Origin of the sequence: Vibrio sp. ZF57, assembly GCF_001691235.1 — a bacterium.
Classification (GTDB): Bacteria; Pseudomonadota; Gammaproteobacteria; order Enterobacterales; family Vibrionaceae; genus Vibrio; species Vibrio crassostreae_C.
This window is the reverse complement of sequence record NZ_MAKD01000107.1, coordinates 1-18,862: the sequence shown is the minus strand read 5'-3', so window position 1 is coordinate 18,862 and position 18,862 is coordinate 1. Positions and strand designations below refer to the sequence as shown.

General features: G+C 43.8%; 16 protein-coding genes. 7 read left to right on the top strand and 9 right to left on the bottom strand.

Annotated features, from left to right (window positions below; all coding sequences use genetic code 11):
• Positions 1-49: 49 nt before the first annotated feature.
• Positions 50-1,822 carry a glyoxylate carboligase gene (gene gcl / locus A6D97_RS16165; RefSeq protein ID WP_065584810.1) on the bottom strand — a complete coding sequence of 591 codons (1,773 nt, stop codon included), beginning with the start codon at positions 1,820-1,822 and terminating at the stop codon, positions 50-52.
• A 313-nt stretch (positions 1,823-2,135) separates the two neighbouring features.
• Between gcl and aceB the strand changes: the two genes are divergently transcribed.
• Positions 2,136-3,761: a malate synthase A gene (gene aceB, locus A6D97_RS16160; RefSeq protein ID WP_065584809.1), complete on the top strand. Its 1,626-nt coding sequence runs from the start codon at positions 2,136-2,138 to the stop codon at positions 3,759-3,761.
• 101 nt (positions 3,762-3,862) lie between these two features.
• The gene (locus A6D97_RS16155; protein WP_008220964.1) at positions 3,863-4,303 is read left to right on the top strand and encodes a heme-binding protein; all 441 of its coding nucleotides are present in this window, start codon (positions 3,863-3,865) and stop codon (positions 4,301-4,303) included.
• Between the two features lie 99 nt (positions 4,304-4,402).
• On the opposite strand, the gene A6D97_RS16150 is transcribed toward A6D97_RS16155, so the two are convergent.
• Positions 4,403-4,885: a MarR family transcriptional regulator gene (locus A6D97_RS16150; protein ID WP_017061583.1), complete on the bottom strand. Its 483-nt coding sequence runs from the start codon at positions 4,883-4,885 to the stop codon at positions 4,403-4,405.
• A gap of 123 nt (positions 4,886-5,008) precedes the next feature.
• Between A6D97_RS16150 and A6D97_RS16145 the strand changes: the two genes are divergently transcribed.
• Together A6D97_RS16145 and A6D97_RS16140 are read left to right on the top strand one after the other, a co-directional pair.
• The gene (locus tag A6D97_RS16145) at positions 5,009-5,902 is read left to right on the top strand and encodes a DMT family transporter (protein ID WP_017065021.1); all 894 of its coding nucleotides are present in this window, start codon (positions 5,009-5,011) and stop codon (positions 5,900-5,902) included.
• 332 nt (positions 5,903-6,234) lie between these two features.
• Positions 6,235-7,149, top strand: a complete 915-nt coding sequence (locus tag A6D97_RS16140) for a DMT family transporter (RefSeq protein WP_065584808.1) — start codon at positions 6,235-6,237, stop codon at positions 7,147-7,149.
• Between the two features lie 108 nt (positions 7,150-7,257).
• Here A6D97_RS16140 and A6D97_RS16135 read toward each other — a convergent pair whose 3' ends face one another.
• Genes A6D97_RS16135 through A6D97_RS16125 form a run of 3 tightly spaced genes read right to left on the bottom strand, consistent with a single transcriptional unit; the run spans position 7,258 to position 9,873 of the window.
• Complete coding sequence (locus tag A6D97_RS16135) at positions 7,258-8,439, bottom strand: MFS transporter (RefSeq protein ID WP_065584807.1); 1,182 nt, start codon at positions 8,437-8,439, stop codon at positions 7,258-7,260.
• The gene (locus A6D97_RS16130) at positions 8,429-9,577 is read right to left on the bottom strand and encodes a phosphotransferase (RefSeq protein ID WP_065584806.1); all 1,149 of its coding nucleotides are present in this window, start codon (positions 9,575-9,577) and stop codon (positions 8,429-8,431) included. Before A6D97_RS16130 ends, A6D97_RS16135 begins: the two co-directional genes overlap by 11 nt.
• Positions 9,578-9,588: 11 nt before the next feature.
• Positions 9,589-9,873, bottom strand: a complete 285-nt coding sequence (locus tag A6D97_RS16125) for a GNAT family N-acetyltransferase (protein WP_065584805.1) — start codon at positions 9,871-9,873, stop codon at positions 9,589-9,591.
• Positions 9,874-10,145: 272 nt separating this feature from the next.
• On the opposite strand from A6D97_RS16125, the gene A6D97_RS16120 reads away from it, so the two are divergent.
• Positions 10,146-10,892, top strand: coding sequence for a flagellar brake protein (locus tag A6D97_RS16120; protein WP_017067648.1), 747 nt, complete (start codon positions 10,146-10,148; stop codon positions 10,890-10,892).
• A 185-nt stretch (positions 10,893-11,077) separates the two neighbouring features.
• Here the strand turns inward: A6D97_RS16120 and A6D97_RS16115 are convergent, their stop codons facing one another.
• On the bottom strand, positions 11,078-13,438 hold the full coding sequence (locus tag A6D97_RS16115; RefSeq protein ID WP_017061577.1) for an ATP-binding protein: 2,361 nt from the start codon (positions 13,436-13,438) through the stop codon (positions 11,078-11,080).
• A 240-nt stretch (positions 13,439-13,678) separates the two neighbouring features.
• Between A6D97_RS16115 and A6D97_RS16110 the strand changes: the two genes are divergently transcribed.
• Entirely contained in the window at positions 13,679-14,173 is a 495-nt protein-coding gene (locus tag A6D97_RS16110; protein WP_017068585.1) for a hypothetical protein, read from the top strand.
• Between the two features lie 12 nt (positions 14,174-14,185).
• Positions 14,186-15,814, top strand: a complete 1,629-nt coding sequence (locus A6D97_RS16105) for an ABC transporter ATP-binding protein (protein ID WP_065584804.1) — start codon at positions 14,186-14,188, stop codon at positions 15,812-15,814.
• 362 nt (positions 15,815-16,176) lie between these two features.
• On the opposite strand, the gene A6D97_RS16100 is transcribed toward A6D97_RS16105, so the two are convergent.
• The 3 genes from A6D97_RS16100 to A6D97_RS16090 all read right to left on the bottom strand — a co-directional run bounded on the left by A6D97_RS16100 (position 16,177) and on the right by A6D97_RS16090 (position 18,674).
• Complete coding sequence (locus A6D97_RS16100) at positions 16,177-17,307, bottom strand: DUF4238 domain-containing protein (protein ID WP_065584803.1); 1,131 nt, start codon at positions 17,305-17,307, stop codon at positions 16,177-16,179.
• A 140-nt stretch (positions 17,308-17,447) separates the two neighbouring features.
• Entirely contained in the window at positions 17,448-17,918 is a 471-nt protein-coding gene (locus tag A6D97_RS16095) for a hypothetical protein (RefSeq protein WP_139074322.1), read from the bottom strand.
• Positions 17,919-17,969: 51 nt separating this feature from the next.
• Positions 17,970-18,674: a hypothetical protein gene (locus A6D97_RS16090; RefSeq protein ID WP_065584801.1), complete on the bottom strand. Its 705-nt coding sequence runs from the start codon at positions 18,672-18,674 to the stop codon at positions 17,970-17,972.
• Between the last annotated feature and the right edge of the window lie 188 nt (positions 18,675-18,862).

Sequence of the window (18,862 nt, the reverse complement as noted above, 5' to 3'; positions counted from 1 at the left end):
CTTTCCGTAGAGCTAAACCTCAGCTCTACGTATACACATGACTTAATGATTACTTGTACGCTAACGCTGTTGGGGCATCGCCGCGGCTTTCGGCAAGTGGCTCAAATTCGTTGATGGCATTGATCTCTACGCCCATCGCAATGTTGGTTACTCGCTCAAGAATCAGCTCAACGACCACTGGCACCTTGTGCTTGTTCATCAGCTCTTTGGCTTGCTCAAACGCTGCCGCAATTTGCTCTGGTTCACGAACTCGAATCGCCTTACAACCTAAGCCTTCAACAACGGCTACATGGTCAACACCGTAGCCTTCAAGCTCTGGCGCATTCTGGTTATCGAACGCCAGTTGTACACAGTAATCGATATCAAATTGACGTTGCGCTTGGCGAATCAAGCCTAAATACGAGTTGTTCACCAACACATGAATGTATGGCAGATTGAATTGCGCGCCGACTGCCAGTTCTTCAATCATGAATTGGAAATCGTAATCTCCAGAGATAGCGACAATATCGCGATTTGGATCGGCTGCTCGTACACCTAATGCGGCTGGTGTTGTCCAACCCAATGGGCCAGCTTGACCACAGTTGATCCAATTACGCGGCTTATAAACATGTAGGAACTGAGCGGCAGCAATTTGCGACAAACCAATGGTGCTCACATAACAAGTGTCACGACCAAATGCCTTGTTCATCTCTTCATAAACACGCATCGGTTTCATTGGCGCTTCATCGAAATTGGTTTTACGCAGCATGGTCGACTTGCGTTCCTGACACTCACTTGCCCATGCATTTCGGTTCGGCAGTTTGCCAGCGTCACGCCACTCTTGTGCCACTTCAACCATTAGCTCTAGCGCTGCCTTGGCATCAGAGACTATGCCTAAATCTGGGCAGAACACGCGGCCAATTTGCGTCGGTTCAATGTCGACGTGTACGAACTTGCGGCCTTCGGTATAAACATCGACAGAACCGGTATGACGGTTAGCCCAGCGGTTACCAACACCAAACACAAAATCAGAGTTGAGCATGGTTTCGTTACCGTAACGGTGAGAAGTTTGTAGCCCTACCATACCCGCCATTAACTCATGATCATCCGGAATCGAGCCCCAACCCATTAAGGTTGGAATCACAGGAACACCAGTGATCTCGGCAAACTGTTGCAACAATTCAGACGCGCCAGCGTTAATCACGCCACCACCAGATACAATCAGCGGTTTTTCAGATTGAGACATCATGGTTAATGCTTTCTCAACCTGCGCGCGTGTCGCTTGTGGCTTATAAGGTTCTAGCGGTTCATAGGTATCGATATCAAACTCAATTTCAGCCAGCTGAACATCAATCGGTAGATCAATCAGGATTGGACCCGGACGGCTCGAACGCATTAAATGAAAGGCTTTTTGGAACGCGCGTGGCACTTGAGCCGGTTCAAGAACCGTAGTCGCCCACTTAGTGACTGGCTTGGCAATCGATTCGATGTCGACCGCTTGAAAGTCTTCTTTATGAAGGCGAGCACGCGGAGCCTGACCAGTGATACATAGGATAGGGATCGAGTCAGCGGAAGCAGAATAAAGACCTGTGATCATGTCCGTTCCTGCGGGGCCAGAAGTACCAATACACACACCAATATTATCCTGATTAGTACGTGTGTAGCCTTCAGCCATATGTGAGGCACCCTCTACATGTCGAGCTAAGACGTGGTCGATTCCTCCGAGCTTTTTCATAGCCGCATACATAGGGTTAATTGCTGCGCCGGGAACACCAAATGCGATGTCTACACCTTCACGTTTAAGCACCTCTACCGCTGCTTCAATCGCTTTCATAATTGCCATTCGAACCTCCAGTTCAGATTGTATACAATTAAACTAACTTTTGTGTACTATGAACCATCCTAGCTATTTATCAACCCCAAAATGAAACAATTTTGTTACATCAACCCATCACATTAAGTACGCACTCATCCTGAAAAGCTTACAATTCATTGCTTTACATAAAATATCTTTACGTAAAAATAAATTACAAAAAGACCAAATGATAAATAAATGTTAAATACCGTTTGCTTGTTTACAATTTCTACAATATAAATATCCTTAAAAAGAGCATTTTGTATACAAAGTGACATCGTATTGTTCAAAGGAGACAACAATGATGAATGACGTAAAAGAGAGAGAAGAAGTACAGTGTATGCAGGTACTCGGGAATATGGACAACTCCGAGTACAAAGAGATCTTGTCTAAAGATGCATTAAAATTCTTAGAAGCTCTCGTCAATAAGTTTGGAGATCGCCGTCATGCCCTGCTAAGTGACCGCGACACAAAACAAGCTCAATATGACGAGGGTGAGCTACCCAATTTCAGAAAAGACACCATTTCCATTCGTCAGAATAAAGAGTGGAAAGTGGCAACACCGCCGCCAGAATTACTGGATCGCCGCGTAGAGATCACCGGGCCTATCGAAAGAAAGATGGTGATCAACGCGCTAAACTCAGGCGCGAAAGTCTTCATGTGCTGCTTTGAAGATGCGTCTTCTCCTACTTGGGCCAATATGGTCGAAGGGCAAATCAACCTAAGAGACGCCAACCTTGGCACCATTAGCTACTTCGATGAGAAGAAGCAGAAGCGTTACCAATTAAACGACGATCCTGCACTGCTGATCGCACGCCCACGAGGGATCCACCTTCCTGAGCAATCCATCCAATTCAACAATCAGCCTATCGGCGGTTGCTTGATGGACTTCGCCTTGTACTTTTTCCATAACTATCAATCACGAGCACAACAAGGTTTAGGGGTTTACTACTACATTCCCAAGCTTGAGAGCATGGAAGAAGCACAGTGGTGGGACGATATTTTCAGCTTCACCGAAAACTATTTCCACGTACCCAAAGGCACCATTCGTGCGACGGTTTTGATTGAGACGCTTCCAGCCGTATTCCAAATGGAAGAGATCTTGTACGCAATGCGTGATCATATCGTGGCAATGAACTGTGGCCGTTGGGATTACATCTTCAGCTACATCAAAACGCTGAAAAACCATAAAGACCGCATCCTGCCTGACCGCCACGGGATCGGCATGGATCAAGAGTTTCTAAATGCCTATAGCCAACTGTTGGTGCGTACTTGTCACGCTCGTGGCGCACTGGCGATGGGTGGTATGTCGGCCTTTATTCCAGCGAAAGATCCGCAAGAAATGGCGCGTGTAACCGCCAAGGTTATCGAAGATAAGCAAAGAGAATCTCAGAACGGACACGACGGCACATGGGTCGCGCACCCTGCACTGGTTGATTTGGCAATGTCGATCTTTGATAAGCACTTAGATGGCAAAGTAAACCAAATGGATTTTCAAAGCCCGGAGCATGTGATCAATGCAGACTCGTTGCTAAAACCTTGTGAAGGCAGCCGCGACGAAGCCGGCGTGCGCAAGAATATCCGTATTGCGCTGTATTACATCGAAGCTTGGATTCAAGGCTACGGCTGTGTACCTATCTACGGCCTTATGGAAGATGCCGCCACCGCAGAGATCTCAAGAGCCAATATTTGGCAATGGATCCACCACGGCGTCACGCTTGATGACGGCCAAACCTTTACCAAATCACTATTCCACTCTTGGCTTTACCAAGAGCTAGACACGATAAAACATGAAGTCGGAGACTCGCGCTATGCAGCAGGTCGATTTGAAGAGACAGCTGATCTTTTCTATCAACTTTCTACAGCCGAAGAGTTCGCTGCCTTCCTAACTTTACCCAGCTATGGGCTATTACAAGAGTCCAGTTAGGACTCTTGTACCGAGCTGAATCAGTCAATGATATTCACAACAAGCGTAATGATTGGCTGACTTAGCTTGGTACACGGCCCCTTGAAAAACTAGGAGATAACATGGGAAGTTTGACTCTACAACAAGCGTTAACCATCATTGATGGCACCTTAAAAGCAGGAAACAAGATCCACACAGAACCTTTGACGGTCGCCGTCTTAGACAGCGGTGGCAAGCTGATTTCTCTGCAACGTCAAGACGGCTCTAGCATGATGCGACCAGACATCGCGATTGCTAAAGCGTGGGGAGCACTCGCACTGGGTTGTTCCTCTAGAAAACTCGCCCAAGATGCTGATAATCGACCAGCATTTATCTCCGCCGTAAACGTACTCGCACACGGAAACATGGTGCCAGTGCCAGGGGGCCTACTGATTCGAGATAAGGATAAAACGGTACTTGGTGCGATTGGGGTCAGCGGTGACATCTCAGACATCGACGAAAGTTGCGCCATCAACGGCATTGGTTGTGCAGAACTGTTCAGTGACGAGATGCTGCAAGCTTAACTCGCCAATTCGCTGTACTTGAAGTTCTTAAACAAGCACAAAAAAACCGAAGCGATTAAGCTTCGGTTTTTTATTGAATCTAAAGGAAGATCAGAAAAACTACTCGTACGCGCTCAACCATGTTTTCAGAAGTTGGTTGGTGTTCTTCTTCTGACTCGCAGACAATGATTTAACCAGTTTTTTCTGCATTTCGACATGTTCAGTCATCATTTGGTCAATCAGAATAAGACCATCTTTAGTTAACTGGACACTCACGCTGCGTCTGTCTTCTTTGCTGTGTTCACGACTGATCAGCCCTTTGGCTTCTAGCTTATCAAGGCGATTGGTCATCGCGCCAGATGTCAGCATCATGGATCCAATCAGTTCAGATGGCGTCAGTCGGTAAGGCTTCCCAGAACGTCGCAACGTCGCCAGCACATCAAACTCACCCAGCTTCATGTCGTATTTTTTATGAAGTTCGGCAACTTGCGTCTCCATATACTTGGCAATACGCATAATCCGACCCATCATTGCCATAGGCTCAGTATCTAGTTCGGGCTTTTCCTTTGCCCATTGCTCTACTACGCGGTCGATAGCATCCATTTGCAATCTCGCTCCGTTGTTAGTCTGATTACTTCAAACTAGTTTAACATAAAGATACTTTACAACCACTAGTTCTCAGTATACAGTTCACACAATAGTTATCTTAACGTAAAGATATTTTAAATGAACATATTATTAGCAATGATCCCCGCGTTCTTTTGGGGAACAACCTATGCAGTGACGCAATTTACGCTACAGGAGTGGCCACCATTATTATTGGGTGCTTTGCGTGCGTTACCTGCTGGTTTGTTATTGCTAGCAGTAAAACCAACACTGCCTAAAAAAGGCGAGTGGCAAATCATTTTCACATTGGGTCTTATCAATATTGCGACCTTCTTTGGCCTGATCTTCGTGATGGCGCTAACGCTGCCTTCGGCAATCTCTGGCGTGGGCATGATCTCCGTGCCGGTGTTCGCGATGATCTTCCACTGGGTAGTGAAAAAACAGCGCCCGCATCTGATTCAAGCCCTTTCGGGTATTGGCTTGATCACCTTAGCGTGGATACTGTTTAACCCAAGCCAAATTGCTCTGAACCCAATCGGTTTAGGCGCAATGTTTGCCGCAATAATGTGTATTGTCATCGGCAGCAGCATTACCAAGTCACTGGGTAACCGCATGCACTGGTGGAAGGTATTAACATGGCAACTGATTCTGGGCGGTACGATTTTGTCTGTCGCGTCTGGCGTTCATGCATTCATCGATCCGCAGCCTTATGTTAATGCCGTGACTCATTTCGATACTCGTAATGCTATGGGACTCGTATGGGTTATTGGGCTAAACACAGCGCTGGGTTACGGCATGTATGTGTGGTTGCTACAACGTATGTCGGTGGTTGATTTCACCTTCGGCGGTATTGCAAACCCAGTTGCGGGCATCGTGACAGGCATGGTGTTGATGGGTGAATCATTCACTGCAGTACAATACTCACTAATGACCGGCATGATAGTGATGTCACTGCTACCACAACTTATCCTTGCGGTAAGACAACCCAAACAAGTTAAGCCTGTTACGCAGTAGACGCAGCCTCTTAAACGTATTGCTCAAAAACGCGCCTCATTAAGGGCGCGTTTTTTGTTGCTACGCTAACAGCAATAACCCAACAGCCATACTCGTTGAGTTGACCATTCCTTAAGTTAAATTAAACCTCACAAAGAACAATGACTTTACTTTAACTATCTAAAGCGAATTTATTTTCTATAAAATAATCATACTAGAGATTTAATTTCCACAAAAAACTCAAATTAGAGATGAAAAGACAAAACTTTTCTCCGACTACCTTTCTATACTGTGCCACGTCATTAAGGCGCTACAAGCCTATGATTTAAAATAATTATTAATGAGTAGTCACCATGAATTCGAAGTCGCTAACTATTTTGCTTTTTGTCTCTGTTTGCTTAATTTGGGGAACCACTTGGTTCGCGATGGAAGTAGCATTGCATTCTATCCCACCTATTTTTGCTACTGCGTTGCGCTTTTTACTTGCAGCACCTCTGCTTGCAGTATTGGCGAAAGTCTTCAACCAACCACTGCTGTTCCCTAAAGGTAAGCGCCAATGGCTGCTTATTGTTGCGTTGATGTATTTCGCGATTCCGTTTACGTTGATGATCTATGGCGAGCAATACATCTCTTCAGGTTTAGCGTCGATCATCTTCGCCAACATGCCTGTGGCTGTGATGTTGATGTCTGGCTTATTCTTAGGTCTACGACTAGCGAAGCACCAGATATTCGGGTTGATCGCTGCTGTTGTGAGCCTATGTCTAATCCTTGGTAATGAAATGCAGATGGGTGGCGATGACTACCTAATTGGCACGGTTTGCTTAGGCCTTGCTGTTGCGATTCACGCAGTGATGTATGTGCTGGTTCAAAAGCACTGCAAAGGCATTGAAGTACTAACCTACAACGCCGTACCGAGCCTAATTGCAGCTCTATTCTTGTTCGCTGTTTCAGCTATAGGTGAAAACGTGAATATTGAATCTTTCACTTGGAATTCAATCTCTGCTGTGGTTTACCTAGGCTTTGTGGCGAGTGTTGGCGGCATTGTTGCTTACTTTAAATTAGGTCAGGTTTCGACACCTTTCCAAGCATCTATCTGCTTCCTAATTTTCCCTGTGGTTGCACTACTGATCTCTTGTTACATCAATGGTGAGGTTCTATCTGAACAATCACTTGTAATGATGATTCCTCTACTTTGCGGCATCCTGCTAACCAAAGCACCAAAGGGAATCTTCAAGCTGCGTACCGAATTAAAAACCGTAAGAAACTGATCCGCGTGAAGCCTATTTTGCGGATTAGATATACATATCCCACATAAACAAAAAGCTCCAATATCACTATTGGAGCTTTTTGCTTATTTCATAATATCGAGACCAACATTAGCGCCAGCTAAACATTCGCACTTCGTTGCCCTCTTCAGGTTTCTTCGGAATGTTTAAAGATAGCGCTAGAGAAACCACGGCCATCACTGCACCAATATAGAAAACCGTTGCAGGAGAAGACAACCAAATCACACCAAACACCACTGGAATAACGACCGCTGCAATATGATTGATGGTGAAAGAGACACCAGCGGTTGATGCCATGTCAGCCGGATCTGCAATTTTCTGAAAGTAAGTTTTGATCGCTAGTGCCAATGCAAAGAACAAATGATCGACCACGTAAAGTGCTGCCGCCCACTCTGCGTTTTGCACTAAGCCATAACCGACAAATACACCAATCAAACCGACATACTCGAAAATCAGCGCCTTACGCTCACCCACCACACCAATAAATCGACCAATACGTTTTGCGAACAAGAAGTTAAATAGGTAGTTGATTAAGAACAATAGCGTTATGTCAGCTGCCGAGTAACCGAATTTCTCTACCATCAGAAAGCCTGCAAACACGGTGAAGATTTGTCTTCTCGCACCGCTCATAAACGTTAGCGCGTAGTAGAGCCAGTAACGCTTCCGCAGTACCAACTTCTTATTCTGTGGCGTCTTGGTTTGAAACTCAGGGAAGCCAAAAGTCATCACCAAAACTAAAACAAAACCAATTCCGCCAGTGATGCCATACACCCAAGCAAAGTCGAGTTTGAGTTGCTCTAACATCACCCAAATAGAGCCATAAGTGATTAAAGATGCCAACGCGCCAACGGAGATCATCTTACCTAACATCTCTGGTGCTTCTTCTTTACTCAACCATTGTAGTGACAAAGACTGCTTCAGCGTTTCAAAATAGTGGAAGCCCGTCGACATCAAAATCGTAGTCAGCAACAGACCAGTGAGTGAAGGGAACAGACCCGTAATCGCGGTGCCTACAGTGAGCATCGCTAGCGATATCAACATAAAGCGTTGTTCACGTATGAAGGCCAGCACAAACACTACGGTAAACGCTAAGAAACCAGGTATTTCACGAACACTTTGCAGTAAACCAATATCCGCACCATCAAAGTTCGCTTTTTCAATCACGAAGTTATTAAGCAGTGCCATCCAGCTCGAAAACGCGATAGGGACAACAATCGAAATCAGTAATAAAAAGTTTTGCGGCGTTTTCCAGCTCGCAGTTCTATCGAACATTGACGGACTCCTGTTCGTCTAATTGAGTAAGCACTCGTAAGGTCAACTGCTCAGTATACGGGTTAATCTTCCAATGCTCCGGGCTCCAGCCTTTTACGAAGCGTTGGAAATCGGCCCACGCCACGTAAAACATTGGTCGCCATGCTTTTTCAACATCATCGAACGAAAGGTGTGGTTGATAGTGCGCTAATGCTTCTTTCAAGTGCTGGAAGTAAGCATCCAGGATTTCTGATTCAAGCTCTGCGCAATCTTGCGGCCTCACCGCGCTACTCATGAACAAGGCGACGTCTTTCATCGCACAACCGTGACCCACATATTGGAAATCGACCGCAGCCGCGCGCTCGCTTTCAGAATCAAAACAAAAATTGGCGAGCTTGGCATCGCCATGGACTAAGGTTTGATATGGACATTCTTTTAATAAACGGTCGATGTGCTTGGCTTGGTTCTTCAATGGTAAATCAGCCAAGGCATTGAGTTCATCAGGGCGTGTATCTAGATGCCAATAAGTACCGACTTGCCACAATGATGACAACTGCTCTTGATTGATATTGATGTGCTTTGCGTGAAAGTTAGCAAGCCATTTAAGGCAAGCATTACGTTGTTTTTGCTCTTCTCTTGTGTAACTAGATGCCTGATAGTCAGAAGCAGCAAGCACATCAAACTGAGAGATCAACGGGAAGCCAATATCCGCTAAGTCTTGCATCACTATCAGCCACTCATTCTCTTCTAGTTCACATTGCAGCCCAACAGGTACAGGGCAGCGCTCGTCCCATTGTTGGGTGAATGACTGATACCAAGCTGTTTCCACTTGGTAAGAGTGTACCTTTCGTTGGTGAGAGAGTTTGGTATTCCAACCCTTTGGGTGTTCAGCTTTATCTGGCAACGCGACATGTTTAACAATCACACTCTTGAGTTCCGCACTGCTTTCTTGAGAAAAGACTAAGCGAACTAACTCGCCATATCCACCCCATAGGCGTTGAATCACTTGGACATCAAACCCTTCATGACAACCCAGCGAGGTCGCTATTTTTTGATAAAGCTCATTTTGATAAAACTCTTGTTGATAAAGCTCTGGCTGATTTTGACTTGAACCCGCTTCAGGTTGAGCTCGATTATTCGACGATATTGATTGAGACATATTACTCGTTGTTATGCTTTATCGGATAGAAGGTGTGACCACTGTGGCTGCCTATTCATGTAGTGAACCACATAGCTACAAACCGGCACAATTTTGAAGCCCGCTTGTTCAATTTCAGGCAATACCGACTCCATCATCACCTTCCCAAAGCCCTTGCCTTGCAGTTCATCAGGAATGCGTGTCGACGTGATATGTAGTACATCGCCATCCTTTTTATACTTAACGACCGCGAACTGGTTGGGTTCTAACTCTACCGTGATCTGGTTCACATCTTGATCCCATTTAACTGCCTGCATTCTCAACTCCTGCAAATAATGGATACGACAAACAATTAAAGTTTGAAGTATGAATTCCTTGTAATAGACTAACGCAAGTGCATATAAATAAAACTAAGTACTTACAATCAAAGAAAATATTATTATAGCGTGTGGTTATAAATAAAATTCAAACCAATTAAAAGCACTCTATAAATTGCGTTAGTACACCTACTAAATCTAGCACGTAACAACCCCTTGTTAGCAAGTTATCAATATCTAACAGACGCATGTTGGCGCATGGAGAACATATAATGAACGCACCCCTGAAGAAGCCTTTGGAGCATAATCAGGCACTTCAAGACCCTCGTAATCGCACCGTTTCCACTATCAATAGCACTGATGCACTGGCCATGATTGAGCACGGCAGTGAGCTGACATTAAATGTCTCGACTCCCGTTGGCACGAAGTTTCTCGCCACCACCAGGTTTATCGGAACGCACAGTGATAACTGTATTGTGGTTGAGGTTCCCGAGGTATCCAATGAAGATCTGAACTTTTTCTTTCAAGAAGGTTTTTGGATGACCGCTCGTGCGTATTCTCTACGAGGTGAAGGCGCGCTTATCCACTTTAGAAGCCAAATTCACCATAAGATTGGTGAACCCTTCCCTATTCTTGTACTTTCAACACCAAGCACGATGCAAGTGACTCAGCTGCGTAAAGAAACACGCTATGAAGTGAATCTGGCTTCAAGAATCATCTTCAACGACCAGCGAGCAAACTGTGAGATAAGAGACTTATCGAAAAGTGGTTGTCGTTTCGTTACCTCACCAACCTCTCGTGCGATTCAGATTGCCGATCGCGTGTCTATTGAGATAACCCCTGAGAACTACAATGGCCCACTGATTCCGCCATTGCGAGGCATCGTCTGTAATTTACAGAAATCGACGCACTACGCTCGATACGGTGTCGAATTTGATGATATTGGCAGAGCTAACGCCAAACACTTATTGGCAAAACTGAAGTTCGATGGCACCAAGCTCTGCTTGCGAAACGGTTAACACCATTTAACACGCAACTTTTACCGAATACCATAAGCTGACCAAATACAAATAGCTCACTGGCAAACTAAACCTCAACCAACAAAAAAGCCATCGACTCTAGAATCGATGGCTTTTGCGTTTTGGCTGTTTGTTTATTTGTTTAGCTATCTATTTAGCAAATAGTTTGTATCTAGATATTCAAACTATTTGCGCAGTGCGTTCAGTTTAGCTTGGGCGATACCAAATATAGTATCAATTGGATAACTACCCTCATCACTCGCCTCACCTGCGGCTTTGCCTGTGAACAGTTCAATCGCCTCTGTTACATGGTCAATCGCCCAGATATTAAACTCGCCCTTTTCAACCGCTTTCACGATATCGCTACGCAGCATCAGGTTGTGAACATTTGAACGCGGGATGATCACCCCTTGTTCGTTTGAACGCCCTTTGATTTCACACACATCAAAGAAACCTTCAATTTTCTCGTTCACACCACCAATAGGCTGAGACTCACCAAACTGGTTCATCGAGCCTGTAATCGCGATGTCTTGACGGTTTGGCTGCTTAGAAAACGCTGACACCACCGCACAGAACTCAGCCATACTCGCACTGTCACCATCGACGCCACCATACGATTGTTCGAAGGTGATGTTAGTGGTGAGCGGGACTTTGGCTGTCTTGCCAAATACGGAAGAAAGGTAAGCCGACAAGATCATCACGCCTTTTGAGTGAATGCTGCCACCTAGGTCTACGTTTCTTTCAATATCAATCACTTCACCATCACCGTAAGCGGTGGTTGCCGTGATTCGGTTCGGCGCACCAAACATATGATCCGTCGTGCTGAGTACAGACAGCGCATTCACTTGCCCAACCGCTTGACCATCAACATGGATTAGCGTTGTGCCGTTAGTGAAGGTTTCCATCACACTGTCTTGCAGTCGTCCGACACGCATCTGTTGGTTAGATAACGCTTGGTCGACGTGTGTTGCTCGAATCAGGTTCGACTTTGAACCTCTCGCCACGTAGTTTGACTCACGAAGCAGATTAGCAATGTGTGCCGAGTGCAGAGACAATTTACCTTGGTCACCCGCCTGACGAGAGCTGTGCTCAATGATGCGAGCGATCGCTTTACGGTCACAATGCAGCATGTTGTTGTCGTGCACGATACTCGAAATAAAGCGCGCGTAGTGCATTTCAGAATCGGGAGTACGCTTCATCTCATCTTCAAAATCGGCCGTCACACGGAACAATTCACCAAACTCTGCATCGTAGTGTTGCAGCAGTTGGTAAGTTCGGTAGTCGCCAAACAGGATGATCTTGACGTCCAATGGAATCGGCTCTGGATCAAGCGATACCGCGCCCGTTAAGGTCACCTCTTTCTCTAATGAAGTGAAGCTCAATTGACGTGAACGCAGCGCTCGTTTCAAGCCTTCCCAAACGTACGGCTGCTCAAGTACCTTCACCGCATCCATCAGCAATACGCCACCGTTAGCTCTGTGTAAGCTACCTGCACGAATCAATGAGAAGTCTGTAAAGACAGTGCCCTTGAACGTTGCCGTTTCTACATAGCCAAACAGAGAGTGATAATTTGGATTCTCTTCCACCACGATCGGCAGAGTCTCCTCCTTTTGGCTCACAATCACGTTAACCTTGTAGCGACGCGGCATTTTCTTATCCAAAGAAGCGGTTGCAACTTCGGCTTGCTCAGTGCTCTCTTCTAAGAAGATGTCAGCGTTGTCGACAATGTCTTTACGCAGTGCCGTTAGGTACTTTTTGATGTCTGGATATTGGCTGTAATCCTTCTTCAATTGCTTGATGAAGTGCGTGATCACGTCTCGCGCCGTATCATCATTCAGTTTTTGAATTTTCTCAGTGTACGTTTCTTCAAGTTCCGTCAACTCACGAGAAATGGTTCGTAGACCGACTTCCAATCCATCAATGGTTTTATCGAACTGGTCTTGCTCTTCTGGCGAAAGCAGATCGAAGCTCTCTTCGGTATGAAGATCATCCCCATTCATGGCCACAAACTGGTAATCACCCTGAGTGGTGATCGTCAGGTTAATGCCCTTGTCTTTCGCTTCTTGGCTAATGCTTTCTAACGCGGCTTGTTGCTTAGCTGCTAATTGGTTTTTAAGCCTATCAGCACGGCTAAAGTACATCTCGTTATCAAACGCTAGAGGCATACCTTTCAGCAATTTACGCATTAGCTTTTCAATATCTTGCTTTAAGCTGCTGCCAACGCCACGAGGTAATTTCAGTACCTTAGGTGTACGAATATCTTCAAAGTTCGCGATATAACACCAATCAAAAAGCTCCTGCACTTCTTGAGGGTGACGGTTCAGATAGCGCAAGATCATGGTGCGTTTACCCAGACCATTTCGCCCTATCGCATAAATGTTGTAACCCTTTTCCTTGATTGACATCGCGAACTCAACGGCTTTTTGTGCCCGTTCCTGCCCGACGATTTCGTCAATTGGAGCCAGTTCTTTGGTCGACTTACATGGTAGCTTATCTAAATCCGCTACCTGATACAGCTGTTCTGTATTGAGTCTTTGCATCGCCATCGCCGCCTCCTTAGTCCTTCATTACTTGGGTGTAGATAAAATCAGTGTAGATGTAATTTCCTACAAATTTAGTGACTTACGCTACACAGCTGTTCAACTGAACAAATAACACACAATTTAAGCCATTTTTAGGAATAGCTCGTCATTTAATTCACCAACTTAACATGTGAATGATTTTAATTTGCAATTGATAATAAATATCATTAACATTTTCTGATATTATAAATTGAGGATGTGGATATGGAAATTGAACGATGCTGGATGCACTACCTAAAAGCTGAACAGTTAATGGAACAAGGTCACTGGCCTGAAGCACAGCGCCTATATGGTGATGTTCTAACCTCACTTCCTCACCACATCCAAGATGCAGCATACCAAAGCGATATCAAGCCTTGCCAATTTGCCTGCTTGCTTGCCGGGTTAAGAGACGCGAGCGTCGCTCAATCAGAGATACTCAACCGATTAGGTCAGCACCAACAAGCCTTCGATACCTTGAATCAATCTTACGCTCTGATGCAATTTATCTCTCTGGAGAACACTGAGCTGATTCAACGTACCTTTGGATTATTGGAAAAGCAGAGCGAAGGTTTGCTCAATCACCTGATCGCTTTTTGCAGCGCTCAGCGCAGTTCGCATTGGATGCTCGAACTAGAACAAATTCAACGTGCTCATCACCATTTTGGGCAACTTAAAACAACGTCAGAAGTTCAATCTTCACCTAATGTCTTAAATTGATAAGGATATATCATGTCGGACCGGGCTCTTCTTAAAGTCAATAACCTCTCCGTTAGCTTCAAAACCAACGATGGAATCGTTGATGCGGTGAAAAAGGTTAACTTTACCCTTAAATCCAGCGAAACCTTGGCCATTGTTGGTGAATCAGGTTCTGGTAAATCTGTCTCTTCCAACGCACTGATGCGTCTACTTCCAGACAACGCCATTATTGATCCGCAGTCTCAAATTGAGTTTGAAGGCGAGTCTGTTCTCGAAAAATCAGAGCGTGAAATGCAGTCGATTCGTGGCGACAGAATCGGCATGATCTTTCAGGAACCGATGACCTCTCTCAACCCATACCTTCGCGTGGGCACACAAGTGGCAGAAGCCATTATGTGTCACCGCAATGTATCGAAATCAAAAGCAAAACAGCGTGTGCTAGAGCTCTTCAATCTTGTGCATTTACCAATGCCAGAACAAGCTTACAACAAGTATCCGCATGAGTTTTCAGGCGGTCAGTTGCAGCGCATCATGATCGCAATGGCGCTGATTAATGAACCGGATATCCTGATTGCTGACGAGCCTACAACTGCATTAGATGTAACGGTTCAAGCTGAAGTGCTTGCTCTTATCAAAGAGATCCAAGGCAAGATGGGAATGGCAATTTTGTTCATCACCCATGACTTAGGTGTGGTAAAACACTTTGCAGACCGCGTGCTAGTGATGTGTAAAGGTGAGCTCGTAGAAGAAGGGATGACTCAATCTTTGTTCGATAGTCCTAAACATGATTACACAAGAATGCTCATTAACTCGATTCCGAAAGGCGCTAAGGTTCCTGTTGAGGCGACAGCCCCAGAACTATTGTGTGCTGACGACATCCGAGTTCAGTTCTTGGTGAAATCACACTTTATCAAGAGTAAAAGCCAGTACTTCGAAGCCGTAAAAGGCATTTCGTTGAATCTTAAGCAAGGCGAAACGCTAGGCATTGTTGGTGAATCTGGTTCAGGTAAATCAACCCTTGGACGTGCATTAATCGGCTTGCTGCCGAGTACCGGACGTATTGTTTACAAAGGCCAAGACGTTAGCTTATTAAATGATAAAGAGCGTCACAAGCTCAAGAAAGATGTCCAAATGGTGTTCCAAGATCCTTATGGTTCTTTATCACCACGCATGACAGTTGGGGAAATCATCACCGAAGGCTTAACGGTGCATCAACCTCATCTATCCAAGCAAGAACGTTTAGAAAGAGCGCGCAAAGCATTGATTGAAGTTCGCTTAGAGCCGAATTCAATAAACCGTTATCCACATGAGTTCTCTGGCGGGCAAAGACAACGTATCGCGATTGCTCGCGCACTGATTCTAGAGCCCTCTTTCATTTTGCTGGATGAACCGACTTCAGCACTCGATCGCTCAGTACAACTGACCGTGATTGACCTGCTGAAAGACATTCAAGCCAAGCACAATATCGGCTTCCTGTTCATCAGCCACGATCTCTCGGTAGTGAAAGCACTGTCGGATCGCGTACTGGTGATGCAGAAGGGCGAAGTGATGGAAGAAGGGTCTGCAGAAGATATTTTCAACAACCCGAAAAATGACTACACCAAGAAGTTAATCGCAGCGTCATTCGACTTAGAAAATAAATCGAAAAAAAATGCGGCGTAACGGGAACTAATCAACATTAACAGCGTCTTATAATTACATTCTGAATAATCTCCTAATGGATTGAAATCTAGAATGGATATAGCAAAACTGGTTTGGCCGCCAAAAGAGAAATGTCGCATGGATGCGACATTTTTCGTTTCTGGCGTATATGAAAAATCAACTCAGTGATTCGCGCCAGTGATTCGAACCAGTGATTATGAAGGTTTGCTAAAATTAACGGACTTTAAACAGAGTTCGCTGGTAGTCGTCATAGTCGAAGAGCGGCTTAGTTCAACTCGTTTTTGGACATAAACGTTTTAGGTGCACTGCTCTAAACCGATTCGTTCAGATTAGAAATAGTACCTTGAAACCTTAAACGCTTGTTATATGCGTAGCTTGAAGTCTGATTTAAAAGAAACCAAACCAGAAACACTGTCGATTTCCATTATCGAGCAATACCGCTTACCAACTATACTTTTACCATTACTGATTACCTCGACTAAAGAGACCTTATCACCTTTAGTAAGTTTGGATAACTCATTAGTATGGTCGCATTTGAAGCACAAAATGTTCCCATCACTTTCTATTAACTCACCATCTAGCCTTAATCTATATAGTTCAGTGTAAACTTTAATATACTGCCATTTGGACTTTAGCCCCTTAAGGTGCTTAGATAGTTCAACTTCCCCTTTCATTGGCTCAGCTATAGATGAGTAAACCTTGTCATCAGCATTTAATATTGAATAGTAATTCAAATAAAATATCTTTTCCAAATGGCGCTCTGAAAAATCAACCAAATTTTCAGAAATAATTAAATCACACGAAATATAAGCAATACTTGGCGTCAACGGAAAAAAGAAGAGAACTGATTCATATGACTCTGGTACATCACATCGAATAAGCTCCTTTGGGAAAATACGACTTAGATCGTTTTTATTTACATCTTTTCTAATTACAGGGTTGTCTGATGTAACAAACTTAAATTTGGTATTATTATAAACGATTCTAGAGTTTGGATGAGCGATGCCACCCAAGTCTATTGTTGGTATTTGTCTTTTAACTACATCAGCAAGTAACTTTTTATAGCTATTTTCACCAGTAATGACATCACAATATTTAGCAATGTCATCCCAAGTCCCTTGCATAGAGCGAATGAAACGATCTACCCTTATATGTTGTAGCGTCACAAAATATGAGAGAAAGGAGATTACATCATTAGTCAACTCTCGATTCTCTACTTTCGTAAGATACTTACGATATGAGCTTTCTACCATAGATAAGAAATTTTCAATTATCGGCTCATTTTCGTCGTCTTCCGGAAGATTGTAATATTTATTCGCCGTAAATATAGTATGATTTACACCTCTCATCTTCCACCCTGAATCTAGAGTTTTTGAGTTAACAAAAACTCCAGCTTTCATTTTCGGGTTATTCTTTTGTAAGTCTGATATGTCAGCTAAAAACGACCTTAAATAGCAAGCTGGAACTAAATGTTGATCTGTTTTCTGTGCCATAAAACCTCCATTTATCGAAAGCATCAATACCAAGTTAAGGCGTGAACAACGTTACCACCTTACTTAAGCTATTGTGCTATAAACACTAAACTTGCTTAAAGTGAGAGCGCCGAGCGTTGTGAATCACTCTTAAATTCTTGTTAGTTTTGTTTTGCTGCTAATGACCCAAACAAAAAACCAGTAATCAGTTTAAGCAAAGTCATCAATGACTCTGGAGCTTGATAAGAACTGTCATTCGTCGCAATAAGGTAGATATACAAAGCAAAGAGTGATATTGCGATAACTCCTGGTGCAAAATAAATCAGGAAATTCTTATCTACAAACCCTTTTTCTCTGCTCCTAAGACTAGCTTTGTGTACTTTTTCTTTGAATTCTTCTACTTCGCTTCTAGGAATTTGTTCAGATAAGTTCTCAATATTTTCATCTATTTCTTTTTCTAGTTCATCAAGCTGCTCTTTCTTTGTGGGCTTTCTGAAATTGCTAATAATACTAGTTACCCCAGCAACTGCTCCAGAAAGTGCAATTAAAAAATCTAAATCCATAGCTAAATATTTCTCCTTAAAAGCTAACGCCCGCAATAAGTTGTGCCCCACTAAACCGGCAAAGTACACTGAACGCCATACCAAAACCACCGAGTGTAACGCATCATATTTATTACATTGTTATATTTCTAAAATCAACGCCCCCGTAAGGCTATTAACAAAAAGAATCTTACTAAAAACGGATTTACATAAATTAGTTTCTAGATGTTTTTTATACTCTGATATTGAGTCATAAGTAATTGTATCCGAAAGAACAAGCCACCATTCTGAATAACGATTTACATAGGGTTCAACTTTCTTAACTTTTGACTCTAAACAAAAAAACACACTATCCGATATTACGCTGCTATCTTGGTAGCCTGCGTCTAAATCATTTATACCCGTAAGCAAAAAGCCTTTGCCACCTTGAAGGTTACGCTCATATATTTTTATTGTAACCGACTCAGATATAACTACTCTATGACCATCTTTAGCTAACCCATTGTCTTGAATACACTGGAGTTCAGATTTGATACTTTTAACGATATTTTTAACATCGCCAAATGGGCGTTTTAATATCGCATGAACAGAGTATTTGTAATTACTATAATCATCACATGAATTTATGACTTTCTTTAGCTTTGCAATTATAGAAGAAGAGTCGTTATCAATTGATCTCTTTAGCCCATTGACCTCAAGAATTTTACTCAACCTCGTGACTTCTACAGCAATAGTGCCATCCAGTACTATGTCAGGAGGAATATTACCATCTGGTTCCTTCACAACTGTATAGCCTTGCTTTGAGAACATTTCTGAAACCAAGTTTTCTTCTCTATTCTCTCGCATAAACGGGAACCTCTAAGAATCAGCCCAATTAAGGGGGTGAACAACGCCTCCACCCAACCTAAAGCATTGCGCCATCAATACTAAGTTTTAAGTAGAATCAAAATGCCAAGCATTATGAATCCCTCTTAAATTGATTGTATGGATAATAAGCACTCCAATCGGGTAATGTGAGACCCAGGCTTTAGCTG